General features: G+C 43.5%; 9 protein-coding genes. 3 read left to right on the forward strand and 6 right to left on the reverse strand.

Features of this window, described 5'->3' with window-relative positions; genetic code table 11:
• Positions 1-512 precede the first annotated feature (512 nt).
• Both MN210_RS07625 and MN210_RS07630 read left to right on the forward strand, forming a co-directional pair.
• Positions 513-2,096, forward strand: a complete 1,584-nt coding sequence (locus tag MN210_RS07625) for an isocitrate lyase (protein ID WP_011960689.1) — start codon at positions 513-515, stop codon at positions 2,094-2,096.
• Positions 2,097-2,444: 348 nt separating this feature from the next.
• Complete coding sequence (locus MN210_RS07630; protein ID WP_338411973.1) at positions 2,445-4,004, forward strand: CYTH and CHAD domain-containing protein; 1,560 nt, start codon at positions 2,445-2,447, stop codon at positions 4,002-4,004.
• 138 nt (positions 4,005-4,142) lie between these two features.
• Here MN210_RS07630 and MN210_RS07635 read toward each other — a convergent pair whose 3' ends face one another.
• The gene (locus MN210_RS07635) at positions 4,143-4,679 is read right to left on the reverse strand and encodes a L,D-transpeptidase (protein ID WP_241878087.1); all 537 of its coding nucleotides are present in this window, start codon (positions 4,677-4,679) and stop codon (positions 4,143-4,145) included.
• Between the two features lie 134 nt (positions 4,680-4,813).
• On the opposite strand from MN210_RS07635, the gene MN210_RS07640 reads away from it, so the two are divergent.
• Entirely contained in the window at positions 4,814-5,941 is a 1,128-nt protein-coding gene (locus MN210_RS07640) for a hypothetical protein (RefSeq protein WP_338411974.1), read from the forward strand.
• 114 nt (positions 5,942-6,055) lie between these two features.
• Here the strand turns inward: MN210_RS07640 and ruvB are convergent, their stop codons facing one another.
• The 5 genes from ruvB to lysS form a co-directional block, all read right to left on the reverse strand.
• Positions 6,056-7,033: a Holliday junction branch migration DNA helicase RuvB gene (gene ruvB / locus MN210_RS07645; protein ID WP_011960693.1), complete on the reverse strand. Its 978-nt coding sequence runs from the start codon at positions 7,031-7,033 to the stop codon at positions 6,056-6,058.
• A 310-nt stretch (positions 7,034-7,343) separates the two neighbouring features.
• Complete coding sequence (locus MN210_RS07650) at positions 7,344-8,246, reverse strand: LysR family transcriptional regulator (RefSeq protein WP_041773683.1); 903 nt, start codon at positions 8,244-8,246, stop codon at positions 7,344-7,346.
• A gap of 150 nt (positions 8,247-8,396) precedes the next feature.
• Positions 8,397-10,652: a DNA polymerase III subunit gamma/tau gene (gene dnaX, locus MN210_RS07655; RefSeq protein ID WP_338411975.1), complete on the reverse strand. Its 2,256-nt coding sequence runs from the start codon at positions 10,650-10,652 to the stop codon at positions 8,397-8,399.
• 130 nt (positions 10,653-10,782) lie between these two features.
• Positions 10,783-12,237 carry a hypothetical protein gene (locus tag MN210_RS07660; RefSeq protein WP_338411976.1) on the reverse strand — a complete coding sequence of 485 codons (1,455 nt, stop codon included), beginning with the start codon at positions 12,235-12,237 and terminating at the stop codon, positions 10,783-10,785.
• A 322-nt stretch (positions 12,238-12,559) separates the two neighbouring features.
• Positions 12,560-14,092, reverse strand: coding sequence for a lysine--tRNA ligase (gene lysS, locus MN210_RS07665; protein ID WP_338411977.1), 1,533 nt, complete (start codon positions 14,090-14,092; stop codon positions 12,560-12,562).
• Between the last annotated feature and the right edge of the window lie 9 nt (positions 14,093-14,101).

Genomic DNA, 14,101 nt, shown 5'->3' on the forward strand with positions numbered 1-14,101 from the left:
AGGCTTTTTGGCGAAAATTTTAAGCTTTTTAACGTCAATACGGTCAACTGGCACAGGTTGCAATAATCAGGCCCAAAACTTAGGTTTTTTAAGTTAATTGATAAAAAAATAGCGGCACAATCATTTATTAATGCCTTTTATTATAGCTCAAAATCGGCTGTAAACCGTTTCTACCATTGTACTATAATTTAAATAAATACCCAAGATAACCTTCATAAACTAGATAAATTACCCTAATGTGGTTATAGTGATTATCAAGTGTTAAGGGCATAGTGATTAACCACTACAACTTCAGATAATCTGTAATAACGTTCAAGAACGATAAAAAGATTTTCTTTAGAAACAAACATTTAAAAGTTTTATAACCGCATATCGAGGTTTACTGCTAACTTATTAGCCTTAACCTCATATTTTAAAGAGAGTTAAATAAAACTTCTTTATCTAACCGTTCAACATGTAGTAGTAAGAAGTATTTATTTCGCCTAACCCATCCTCAATCAAGGAGACAATTGATGTCAACTTATAAATCAGCTATTGACCATATCCGTGAAATTAAAGCAAAGCATGGCAACTGGCAGAATATCAGCGAATCTGATGCTGCTCGTATGATGGTTCAAAACCGCTTCAAAACCGGTCTTGATATCGCTAAATACACGGCTGCTATCATGCGTAAAGATATGGCAGAGTATGATGCAGATACATCTAAGTACACTCAGTCTCTAGGCGCATGGCATGGTTTTGTTGCACAACAAACTATGTATGCTAAGAAAAAATACTTCGGTACGACTGCTAAAACCTACATCTACCTATCAGGCTGGATGGTAGCGGCTCTACGCTCAGAGCTTGGTCCATTACCTGACCAATCAATGCACGAAAAAACAACGGTACCTGCGCTAATCGAAGAAATCTACACCTTCTTACGTCAAGCAGACGCGAAAGTATTAAACGATTATTTCCGTGAGCTTAACGCTGCTAAAGAAGCCGGTCAAGATACTTCTGAAATCGAAGAAAAAATCAATAACTTTGATTCACACGTAGTGCCAATCATCGCTGACATCGACGCAGGTTTTGGTAACGAAGAAGCGACTTACTTACTTACTAAAGCCATGATCGAAGCGGGTGCTTGTGCTATCCAGATCGAAAACCAAGTATCTGATGCCAAACAATGTGGTCACCAAGCCGGTAAAGTAACTGTACCACATGAAGACTTCATCTCTAAGCTTAACGCTATCCGTTATGCATTCTTAGAGCTAGGCGTTGATGATGGTGTTATCGTTGCCCGTACCGACTCTGAAGGTGCCTCACTTACTCAAAAGATCCCAGTATCTGAAGAGCCAGGCGACCTTGCTTCTAAATACATCGACTTCATCGACGTTGAAGAAATCGACATCGCTGATGCCAAAGAAAACGACGTACTATTAAAGCGTGATGGTAAATTAGTTCGCCCAGTTCGTCTAGCTAACGGTCTATATCAGTTCCGTGAAGATACCAACATCGACCGCGTTGTACTTGACTGTGTAACCGCTCTTGAAAACGGTGCTGACCTTCTATGGATCGAAACACCAACGCCAGACGTTGCACACATCAAAATGATGGTTGACCGTATTAAAGAGCAGCAGCCTAAAGCGAAGCTTGTATACAACAACAGCCCATCATTCAACTGGACGCTAAACTTCCGTAAGCAAGTGATTGCTCAGTGGGAAGAAGAAGGCAAAGATATCTCAGCATACGACAAGAACAACTTGATGAGTGCTGATTATGATGGTACTGAGCTTGACGCTGCTGCTGACCAAGCTGCGAAGAACTTCCAGAAAGATGCGTCACGTGAAGCGGGTGTATTCCATCACCTAATCACGCTACCAACTTACCACACCACAGCGCTTAGCGTGCATGAGCTTGCTAAAGGCTACTTCGGTGAAGACGGTATGCTTGCTTATGCAGCTGGCGTACAACGTAAAGAAATCCGTGAAGGCATCTCTTGCGTTAAGCACCAAGCAATGGCTGGTTCAGACTTAGGGGATGATCACAAAGAGATTTTCTCTGGTGACAACGCACTTAAAGCTGGCGGCGAGAAAAACACAATGAACCAGTTCTAAGAACTCTTTAGACCAAAGCTCTTTATAAAAGACGCTTAGTTCATCATAAAAAAAGTCGCTCTAACTTCGGTTGGAGCGACTTTTTTTATGAACCTAGGCGCTTAAAGTACATGCAAACTGCCCTCATTGTCTAAATTCTTATGCTCTTTTGGGCTATGATGATGCTTACAGACATTGTCATCAATCTGTCACGTTAATCCGCTTGTTATTGTGTCTAACATATCCTAGGATATTGAATAAATAGCTTCTTTTTTATAGCCCTACCCTTACAAAAATTATTAACCACAATAATTACTTATATAACTATTTTTATAACTGCTTCTATGAGTTTAGACTCGAGGACACATCATGCAAGAAATTGAGCTTAAGTTTTTAGTGCCAGAATATCGATTAGACGGCCTAATGCGTCAGACCAAAGTTAAATCCTCTCTCACCTCCTTACTCGCCGCCCATTATTTTGACACGCCAGATCAAGTTTTGGCTGCCAATGGTATGGCATTAAGAATACGCAAAGAAGGCGATCGCTGGGTGCAGACTCTAAAGTCTAATGGCGATGGTATGGCCTCACGCGGTGAGCAAAATAACGTCTTAGACAGTCAAATGGTCGCTGAAGCTTTGGCAACAGATAGCCTCTCTCCTGATTTATCACTTTACGATACCTTAGATATTACTCAGCTCGTAGCTTCCCCCGATACCCGGCGCACCGCTGATGCCTTAGCCTGCCAATACATCACAGAGGTACAGCGCACGACCCGCTTAATCAAAAAAGACGACAGCACCATTGAGCTTGCTTACGATGAAGGCAGAGTGATCCACGGAGAAGACTCTCAAATCAGCCAGCCTATCCATGAAATTGAATTTGAGCTGATTGAAGGCGATGTGCATTTTTTATTTGAAACGGCTAAGACGTGGTGCCGACGCTACAACCTGTGCTTATCAACGGTAACCAAAGCTGAACGTGGTGGACTGCTGCTGGCCGGCAAGCAGCATGCTGAAGCAACAAAAGCTGATTTACGACAATTAGCTGTGCATAAAAAAATGAGTCAGCCACAGTTTCTGCGTGCTGTGGTGCATAACTGTATGATCCAAATTCTGCCTAATGCCAGTGCTATTGCTGATGGCAGTACCGATGGCGCGCATGTACACCAGTTAAGAGTGGGTATCCGTCGATTGCGTACCGCTTTGAGATTCTTTAAGGACTTCTCCTCTCAAATTAACCCTGAGTGGGCACCTATCCTTAAGCAAACCTTTAGCTTATTGGGTGATTATCGAGATCGCGAGTTGCTACAAACCCGCACTCAGCCTATGCTTGAAAAACTAGGCGGTCCGGCAGTAGATTGGTCTGAGGAACGGGCTGCCATCCGCATTAAACCCATTGATGCGGTACGTGCTAATGACTTTCAGATTACCTTGTTAGAACTGATTGAATATACCATGAGTCCTGCCAAAAAAGATCGCCCCCTAATAAAGCACAGTGGGACGGGCAGTAAGACTAAGGGCGCAAAAAAGAACCCAGCAAAATTAAGCACTCAGCAAGCCACCTCTGAGCTATTAGAGGCCTTATATACCAAGATTAGCCAAGCAAGCGATCAGTTTGCCAGTTTATCTACTGACGCTCAGCATGACGTCAGAAAGCGCTTAAAAAGCCTGCGTTATGTCAGTGAATTTACCGCTGCGCTTTATAAGGACAAAAAGTCCAAGGCATTTTTAAAGTATCTAGAGCCTGCACAAGAGATATTGGGAGAGTATAACGATGATATCGTGGGACAATACTTTTATGGTCAAAAGGCACAGCAAGACCCCAATGCTTGGTTCGCTGTGGGCTACTTTAGTGCGCAAGAGGTACACGCCGCTAATCAATGCGCTCAAAGCCTTAAAAGCATCAAAGACGCGCCTAAGTTTTGGTAGTTTATAGAGCTCTAGTTGGCGAAGCTAGCTTAGCTTAGTTCACTCAACATAAACATAAACATAAGCATAAACCACAAATGCTCTTATTAGGCTTTAGCAGCAATAAGAGCATTTTTTATAAGCTGACAAAACCCATTATTATTTAGCAATAATATCTACCGGCATACCCTCTTGCACCTGATCGAATAACCAAATCACATCCTCATTGCGCATGCGTACACAGCCATGGGACATAGGCACGCCCATTGGCTCAGTATCTGGCGTCCCATGAATATAAATGTAGCGACGATAGGTATCACAGCAGCCTTGCTCATTGTCGCCCTTATTTATCCCTTGTTCACAGCCACTAAGCCACAATATGCGGCTCAGTATCCAGTCTCTATCTGGGTGCTGCTGTGCCAATTGCTCATGATAAATTTCACCAGTTGGCAAGCGGCCCACAAACACGCTATTGATTGGCATTTTATCGCCAATTTTGCTGGCAACATAATGCTTACCAAGTGGGGTACATCCTGTGCCCTCTAAGCTGCCGATGCCGTTTTTGGCAGTAGATACAGAGAATATGCGCTGCGGACGTACCGCATCAAAGCTTGGGTTATAAAAAGCCAAAGTCTGCGTAGCGATGTTGACCGTGATTCTTGGGATAAATTTTTCGACCATCTTTAAAGTAGGCATAACAGGTCACCTGATTATTAGAATAAAAACTTTACAAAACTAAAATTGTGATAAGCTGACATCTTATATAAGGACTTGTAACTGAGTATAATTCCCCTTATGATAACTGCAAATTATGCAAACTTGTAGGTCTCATGACAGCACTTGTCCCAACCCGTGTATCACTTTATGACTTTCTTGTTAAAGACACCTTGCCTATAGATGCGATATTCGCAGATTTGGGTACGATCTCTTTGCCACAAGCCCGAATTATTATCGAGCAAGGCATTCAAGCAGTGATTAGCGCCTTATTGGCCTATAACCAACTACAAGGTGCGGATGCGGTTCTAAAAAAACTGTTAAACCGCAGTCAAATCAAAGAGCTGCGCAAGTATAATGCTTTTAATTTCCGTACGATGCAAAGCGCTTTGCAACACGGCCAAAATGTCAGCGAAGCCTTGTTTTCCTCAAGTGATATCCAGCGCGCTGTGTGTCACAAATTAGCCGAGCAGGCTCAGCTTAAGCCCGGTCAATCTCGACCTTTACTGTCGGCGCTGAGCGTATTGTGTCTACGCGAAATTGCCATATTGGCAGATTTTGCTCATCTAGATGCAGCAGATCTCGATCAGTGGTTTAAGCAGCAGCCGCAGTTTTTGTGGTTAAAGCGTGACCAGGCTGCCCTAGCCTCTGCACAACATATCTGTGACACCTACGCCTATCAGATACCAGATTTTGACCCTGACTGGCATTCAATCACCGGTTATAAGCTACCCGCTGCCACCCCCACCTTAAGCTTAGATCAGATGCCACATTATGCCAAGGTCATTGGACGCACAACCCAGCCATCTACTGTGCCTAGTAATGAGCCGCTTATTGTGGATACTGCTAATAAAAGTGATATTCTCACCTTTTGTGCAATGGATAATATCGCCCTGCCTTATCAGCGCTGGATGCTACAGCTGGCTAAAATCTCAGAAATTTACCTTAGCCGCAATCGCTTAAAAATTGCGCCTGAACCGATTCAGCCTCCCTCTCGCCCCTTTGTCAACTTTATTTTTATGGACAAAGAAAAAGAAGAAAAGGCTTTCGCTTCTGCCTCTAACTCTACTGAGCCTACATCCTCTACCGCTTTTTGGAAAAACCCTGTGATTATCTTATTGGTGATTGTAATTGGCGGCTTAGGACTTATGGCTGTGGGAAAATATCAGTATAAAAAATCTAAAATGATGCAAACCCCAAGCCCCTCTACTCAGATACAAGTACGTGATACTACAGCTGATTAGCACCCCTACTATTTATTCTACTGTTGTTCAATAGCGGTACGCACTGCGTAACCTGGCATAAAAAAGGACAAGTCTAATCAGCTTGTCCTTATTATATCTGGATATGACTGCCGCTTAGAGCTGATCAATGGCCATTTGAGTCAGTACTCGGCCACGAGCAGTACGTAGAACATAGCCTTGTTGGATAAGATAAGGCTCAATCACATCCTCTAGAGTGCCTCTATCTTCAGCCATCGCCGCAGCAATGGCCTCTACACCTGCTGGACCGTTATCAAAGCGGGCATGTACCATTTCAATATAGCGGCGATCAAGATGATCTAAACCGCGTCTGTCCACTGCCAGCATATCGAGTGCACTGTCTGCAATCTCACCAGTTACCTCACCATTTGATTTCACCTGAGCATAGTCACGTACCCGGCGCAGCAAACGGTTGGCAATACGCGGTGTGCCTCGTGAACGACGTGCCACCTCCACCGCCCCTTCAGGCGTCATCACCACATTCATCAGACGCGCTGAACGGCTAACAATAGTCGTCAAGTCTTCAATATTATAAAACTCTAAGCGCTGTACAATACCGAAGCGATCTCTTAACGGCGAGGTCAATAGGCCGGCACGTGTGGTGGCAGCTACCAAAGTAAAGGGGGGCAAATCAAGCTTGATAGAACGGGCTGCTGGCCCCTCACCTATCATGATATCAAGCTGGAAGTCTTCCATGGCAGGATACAAGATCTCTTCAATCACCGGGCTTAAGCGATGGATTTCATCAATAAAAAGCACATCGCCTTCTTCCAAATTAGTGAGCATAGCTGCTAAATCACCGGCACGCTCAAGTACCGGACCTGAAGTGGAGCGAAGATTTCCGCCCATTTCACGCGCAATAATATTGGCCAAAGTGGTCTTACCCAGACCCGGAGGCCCGAAAATTAACGTATGGTCTAACGCCTCATTCCTTCTACGAGCCGCTTCAATGAAAACCTCCATCTGCTCACGCACCACCGGCTGACCAATATATTCTGCCAATGTACTGGGGCGAATATTATTATCTACGCTATCATCCACCCGCTCTACAGGATTTATAAGTCTATTTTCCATAAGATATTTACATTCAATTTTGCAAAAAAGAGAGCAAGCTAAGCCTGCTTAAAAGAAGCGTTACATCATCCCTCACTGAGGGTTAAAACGTAAGTGAATAAGTTTTATGACACTGGCGTCTTAGGATCGTTCAACATGCTCGAAAGCGCATACTCTAAAAACAAAACGCACAGACAAAAAAATTACGCTCTAGTAACAACTTACGATATACAATAAATAATCGCAAGTCATTACTATAGCGTAAGACTTAAAAAGAAAGAACCTTTTATATAATATAGATTTATCTTTTAAGCTTGACTGTGTCTATTGACTAGGCAGCAGCATGAAAATGCTTCTTTAAAACCTCAAGACAACGGGTAATTTTTGCCGGTTGTTGCTCGCGATCTAAAGTAACTGCATATAAAACGAAATGAGGTAGTGAGTATTCTGGAATGACTTCTACTAGCTCACCAGAAGCCAATTCTTTTTGCACATCTAAAGACATCACACGTACTAAGCCATGGCCTTCTTTTGCCAAGGTTGTTGCTAAAAACACATTATTGGTTTGAATTCTAGAGGTGATCTTAACGCGGTTTTTCTTACCGGTTTCGATGCTGCTAAAATCTAGCGTATTAGGATCTTTCATCAAGTCAATGCTAATTAACTGATGGTTGGCCAGATCTTTTGGTTTAGTGATTTTTTCGTGCTGTCTTAGATAGTGCGGAGAAGCCACAAGCATCTGCTTAACTTCAGCCAATGGATAAGTAGCTACCGAGCTATCTTTGATTTGTGGGCTCATACGAATAGCAATATCCGCGCGCTCATCAATCATATCGATATAATGGTTATCTGCTAGGAAGTAGATACTTAAGTCATCATGAGCTGACATCCAAGTCGATAGAGCGGGAAGGATGTGGTTAACACCCAACTCTGGCGTCGTTGCAATACGCAGACTGCCTGCTAGCTCATCACGCAATTGGTTGACTTTGATACGCCCTTGGTCTGCAGCAGTTACCACATCTTTGGCTGACTCATAAAAGCTTGCACCAGCTTCAGTCAAGCTAAGCTTACGAGTCGATCTGTGTAACAGTACTACGCCCAAATCTTTTTCAAGAGAGCGAATTTGTTGGCTCACTGCACTGGTAGTGATACCTAATTGTCGAGCGGCTCCACTAAATGAACCATGGCCGACAACACTGGCGAAAACCGCCATTCCTCGTAAATTGTCTAACATCATTCTTAACACCTAACTATGTAATTTAAGCAAGACAGTATACCTCATTTAAGTAGACAATTGTTGAGAAATTACAGACAAATGCCTACTTTTTTAGTTTTTTAGGTTTACTTTTTGTGTAAGACTATTACAGAATGCATTCAGAACAAATTAATAATTTTTTTGTGGGTTTTTTTCGACCTCAAAAAGCTTCAAACTGGTTATTTTCCCTTGTGCGTCATGGATAAGACGCTGCATCACGGGACTGTTAGTGATGAGCTCTTGAGCATAATTTTTGGCCTGAATTTCACGATTTTTTTGTCTGCTTTGTGGCAAAAGCTCAGCTTGCTCCGAGCTTAATGAGGTATCGATGGCAATCGATACTTGTGCCCCAAACTGCTGCGTCAAATGATTGGCCAAATGCTGAAAAATGCTCTGCATGTTTTTGGTATCAAAGGCAACTTTAAACTCGCTACGGCCACTAATTTCACCAGTCATAACCCCTTGTCGGGCCATTGCCAGCTGATCCTGCGCCAAGGCACCTGATTCACGAGCGGTTTGTAACCAATAGTCCCATTTATCTGGGGTCCACTCGCCCTCTAAAGTTTGCTCCGGGCATTTTAATAGACTACGCGGATCCTCAGCAGATAAAGTGATCTGCGGATCTTGATGTTCAACAGTATTTGAAATCACTGAATCAACCGGCGCCGCGTGTTCGGCTTCCGGGTGTGAGTTTTCAGTGGGCTGGGCTGACGATAATGATGTAACTGATGAACTGTCCTTCGTCTTGACTTGATCTTCCTGGTCTACAGAGATTAGCGGCTCTGAGTCGAGCGCCGATTTGGAAAGGCGTAATTCTAAATCACTTTTTCTCTCAAGGGAAGTATTAGCTGATAAATAATTACTATTATTTTGATAGTCACCATCAAAATCAGAATCTTCCTTAATATCAACAGCTTGCTCCTCTAATTGCAGCCTAGTATCTTGAGCCGTTGGCTCAGAGGCTAATGGGGTGGCAAAATCTGTTTCATTCAATGACGCAGGATTGATATCAGCACCAGATGTACTGCTCAGTTGATAATCGTCTTGATGGGTTTTAACATCGATATTTGCTGTATTATTAATATCAGCATCATTAACATTAGGCGATTGTGGCTCAATATTTGTATCTGCCATAGACTCAGTGCTTGTGGCGGATAAGGCCTGCTCAGTTAAGTAATCTTCAGCCTGGTCAGCGTTATTATGTGGTGCCTGTATCTCGATACTCGCCGGCTGGTCAGAGGATGCTTTATGGGCAGGTGTGTTTGAGCTCGCCACCGCCACTTCATTTAGCGCCAGCGGTCTAAAGGCCAGCAATCTTAATAAGCACATCTCAAGCGCTTGCAAGGGTGTATTGGCAAGCTTAATCTGCTCACGGCCTTGAATGACAATCTGATAATATAGCTGCAAGACATCCGGACCAATCTGCGCCGCCAATGCTGTAATCTGCTGAGCTTGCAGGTCATTGACGTTGAGTGAGACATTAGGCAGCAGCTGCACCATAGCAATTTGATGCAATAAATCAGCCAGCCCATCAAACATACTGCCTGCATCGACCAACTGCGCCCGCATCTGCTCAATGTGCGCTGAGAGCGCAGGCGCATTACCTTGATAGATATCCAGTAATAGGCTAATTAAGTCTGCACTATCAATAAGCCCCAACATGTCATTAACCGTCTCATCGGTCAATCGACCTTGACCAAACGCAATGGCTTGATCGGTTAAAGACAAGGCATCACGCACCGAGCCTTTGGCAGCATTGGCCAACTGCCATAACGCTGGCTGCGTAAAATCAATGTTTTCTTGAGTCAACAAATTAGCAATATGGTCACTAAGCGCTTGCTGCGGTAACGGTCGCAGTACAAATTGTAGGCAGCGACTGATAATGGTGATTGGCAGCTTTTGAGGGTCTGTGGTGGCCAATAAAAACTTAACATGCGCTGGCGGCTCTTCTAATGTCTTTAATAGAGCATTAAAGCTGTGGGTTGAGAGCATGTGCACTTCGTCGATTAGATAAACTTTATATCGACCTTGAGTAGGCGCATAAGGCACATTATCAATAAGCTCACGCGTATCCTCTACCTTGGTGCGAGAGGCGGCGTCGATCTCAATTAAGTCAATAAAGCGGCCTTGATCAATAGCAACGCAGCTGCTACAAACCCCACAAGGCGTACTGGTTACCCCAGTTTCACAGTTTAGACACTTGGACAAAATACGGGCGATGGTGGTCTTACCCACTCCGCGAGTCCCAGTAAATAAGTAGGCATGGTGTAGCCGATTATGATCAATGGCATTAATTAAGGCTTTAGACACATGTGACTGCCCAACCAACTCGTGGAAGTTCTTTGGACGATACTTACGTGCTAAAACTTGATATTGCTGCGACATAATAGACAACCAAACCTATAACGATTAAAAAAATTGTGGATTAAAAGTGGCAAGCCCACCTAGGTGACTTGCCACTGATTTAATACATTACCTTGAAAGCAGACTACTAGCATACAGCCGCTGATACTAATTAAGCATGGGCCTGCTGATAATATCTTTTTTCAATATCAGACATCACTGAGCCTGACTGATGAAACACATCCATCTGTACCGTGACATTGCCTTTGCCATCATGATTTGACATGTCAAAGCCTAGGATAAAATACTCTTTCATTGCCGGATCTTGTAACTGAGCATTGATATCCATGAGTAAGTTTTGATGATTTTGTTCAATATACTGACGAGAATACTCAGCATTGGCATCAAGCCCATAAACCACAATGACGTAATGATGACCAAAGTCATTATAAGAGTGTTGATGACACAAGTAGCCGTTTAAACACTCTTGTTGTGACCGGGTCTCATAAGCCATCATCTCTTCGATGATACTCATGCGGGTATACATAGACTCAGCGACCAACAATTTAACTTGTGGTAAAGGTAGCGTATCTTGAGCGTCATGACGGCGCTTAGTCGTACCATTTAACAGCTTTTGAAAGATGCTAGAATAGCTTTGCAGCTTTTGAGACAATTCGGCATGCTTTTTTTCAAGCTCAGCTGGGATCTGGGCATTATCAGGCTGTGCCACCATATCACTCAAGCGGGTCTCAACCTTTGATAGTAGACCAATTTCTACCAGTTGTTGCTGTACTGCCACGGCGCGCTTAAAAAAAGCAGGACTTGCCAAAAAGTGCTGTGCTAAGGCGTATTCACCCGAAAAATCATGAAAGTTCACCAACTGTTCTAAGTGATAATCAAAGAAGCTTAATAAATCACTCGGCGTCTGCAGCAGCTTTATCATCTGATAAAAGCCATTTAAACTAAACAGCTGCATCACTCGGCTTTCATCATCTAAATCTAGCACGCAGTCTTCTTGAAAAAAAGTGCTGCCAAACTCGTGCTCTATTTGATAGTCCCTACCTTCATGGTTTAGGGTAATGGCAGTCAGACCCACATAGTGCACATTTGCCAAACCGTCATTACCCGATACCGGCAGCTCAAAGCGGCTGCTGATTTGTTGATAGCGCTTATTAATATAAGTGGCGGCTTGCTGAGTTAGCTGCGCCATAAACGATTTGGACACACTGGTACTTTCAACCTTCTCTACTTCTTCGTGGGTGAGCACATATAAGCGCTGATTGCCAATTTGAAAAGCAAAGTCGAATTTTCCTGCACCGACTAAAGCATCGTCTGCAATTAAGTAAACCGATAAAAAGGTACGGTGAAACATCTGTAACCAATTAAAGCTTGCCACAGCAAGTGATTGTATATCCATCTCAGGCTGCGGCTTGGATACTTTAGGCGCACCGCCTTCAGACAATGGATTAATTAACGGCCTTTTATTGCTCATATTGCGAGGGGTCGTGGGTACTGTGGGTACTGCCTGAATCGGCTCAGGGGCGTCTTCTGAATCCTGTTTCGCATAGCGTCTTTTATCATTATTTAACGCCACACTTTTTATTCTTTGGGCTGAGTAATTTGCCATAACATCCATTTAACCTAAACTGTGAATATATAATCAAGAGACAACGATTATTACTATACCGCTTTTTTATTCCTGTTGCACATGTGTTAATGGATTTATGGCAATTTTGGGCTATTTTTTACTCAAGTATAAGCGCCACTGTAAGCTCTGCATCCTATTGAAGATAAGGGTTTTCGCTATTTGTGACACCTATTTACTAAAAAAACATAGGACTGCCCAAGTAAGCAGTCCTATTAATTAAACTAAACACTGTATGGTTGTGCTCAGTCAGTCTGATAAGTAACTCACTGAGCAGGTAAGTGTCAAACTTACCGCTTATCTTTTAGTGCTTGATGCGCAGGTGCGGGAATAAAATCACATCACGGATGCTGGCTGCATCTGTAAATAGCATGACCAAACGGTCGATACCAATACCCTCACCCGCTGTCGGTGGCAGACCATAAGCTAAGGCTTCGACATAGTCTGCATCAAAATGCATCGCTTCATCATCACCTGCGTCTTTTTCGGCCACTTGATTGTGGAAGCGTTCGGCTTGGTCGGCTGGATCATTTAACTCACTAAAGCCATTGGCAATCTCACGACCGCCAATGAACAACTCAAAGCGGTCAGTAATCTCAGGATTTTCATCGTTGCGGCGTGCAAGCGGTGAGGTCTCAGCAGGGTACTGGGTAATGAAGGTCGGCTGACGCAGCTTATGCTCAGCAGTCTCTTCAAAGATAATGGTTTGCAGTTTACCAATACCGAAGCCTTCTTTGACTTGCTGCTTTAATACATTTTGAGCATAGTCAGCTAGGTAATCTCTGTCCGCTACTTTAGACATATCGAAGCCTTCAGCATACTGAGCAATGGCATCTGTCATGCTTAAACGAGCAAAAGGTGCTTTGAGACTGATGGTTTCTTCTTGATAGGTCAGCTCAGTCGTCCCTAAAATATCCATCGCCAGTTGGTTAAATAGACGCTCAGTTAAATCCATCAAGTCCTTATAATCGGCATAGGCTTGATAAAATTCAATCATGGTGAATTCAGGATTGTGGCGGGTAGATACCCCTTCATTACGGAAGCTACGGTTAATCTCAAATACCCGCTCAAAGCCGCCCACAACCAAACGCTTTAGATACAGCTCAGGGGCAATACGTAAATATAATGGCATATCTAACGCATTGTGATGGGTAATAAATGGACGCGCCACAGCACCCCCTGGAATGGGATGCATCATTGGGGTCTCAACTTCCATAAAGCGCTCATTGAGCATGAATTTACGGATACCACTAATCACTTGGCTACGAATCATAAACGTATTGCGGCTAGATTCGTTGGTCATTAAGTCTAAATGACGGTTGCGATAGCGTGCTTCTGTGTCTGCTAGGCCATGGAACTTATTTGGCATAGGACGTAAAGACTTGGTTAATAAAGTAATTTGTTCGATATGAACATATAAATCACCTTTACCCGAACGGCCAATATAGCCGCTCACACCAATAATATCACCCAAATCTAGGGATTTGATTAACGCTAGGCTGTCTTCATCGAGCTCTTTGCGCGCCACATACAGCTGAATACGTCCTGTCATGTCTTGAATAACAATAAAGGCGCCGCGGTTTAGCATCACACGACCGGCAATGCTCACCTGAGTTTTGTCGCCATTGGCGGCATTTTCTTCGATTTCTTGCTTTGTAATGCCTTCGAACTGTTTTTGTAAATCCTCAGCATAATCAGTGCGCTTGAACTGATTCGGATAAGCGATTTTGCCAGCAGCGCTGATCTCGTCAAGTTTGGCTTGGCGCTGAGCAATCAAGTCATTGGTATCTTCTGCTGATGGAATTTGATCTTGATCGTTCGTTGATTGGTTAGACATTACAGTTTC

The organism is Psychrobacter raelei, assembly GCF_022631235.3.
Lineage (GTDB): Bacteria > Pseudomonadota > Gammaproteobacteria > Pseudomonadales > Moraxellaceae > Psychrobacter > Psychrobacter raelei.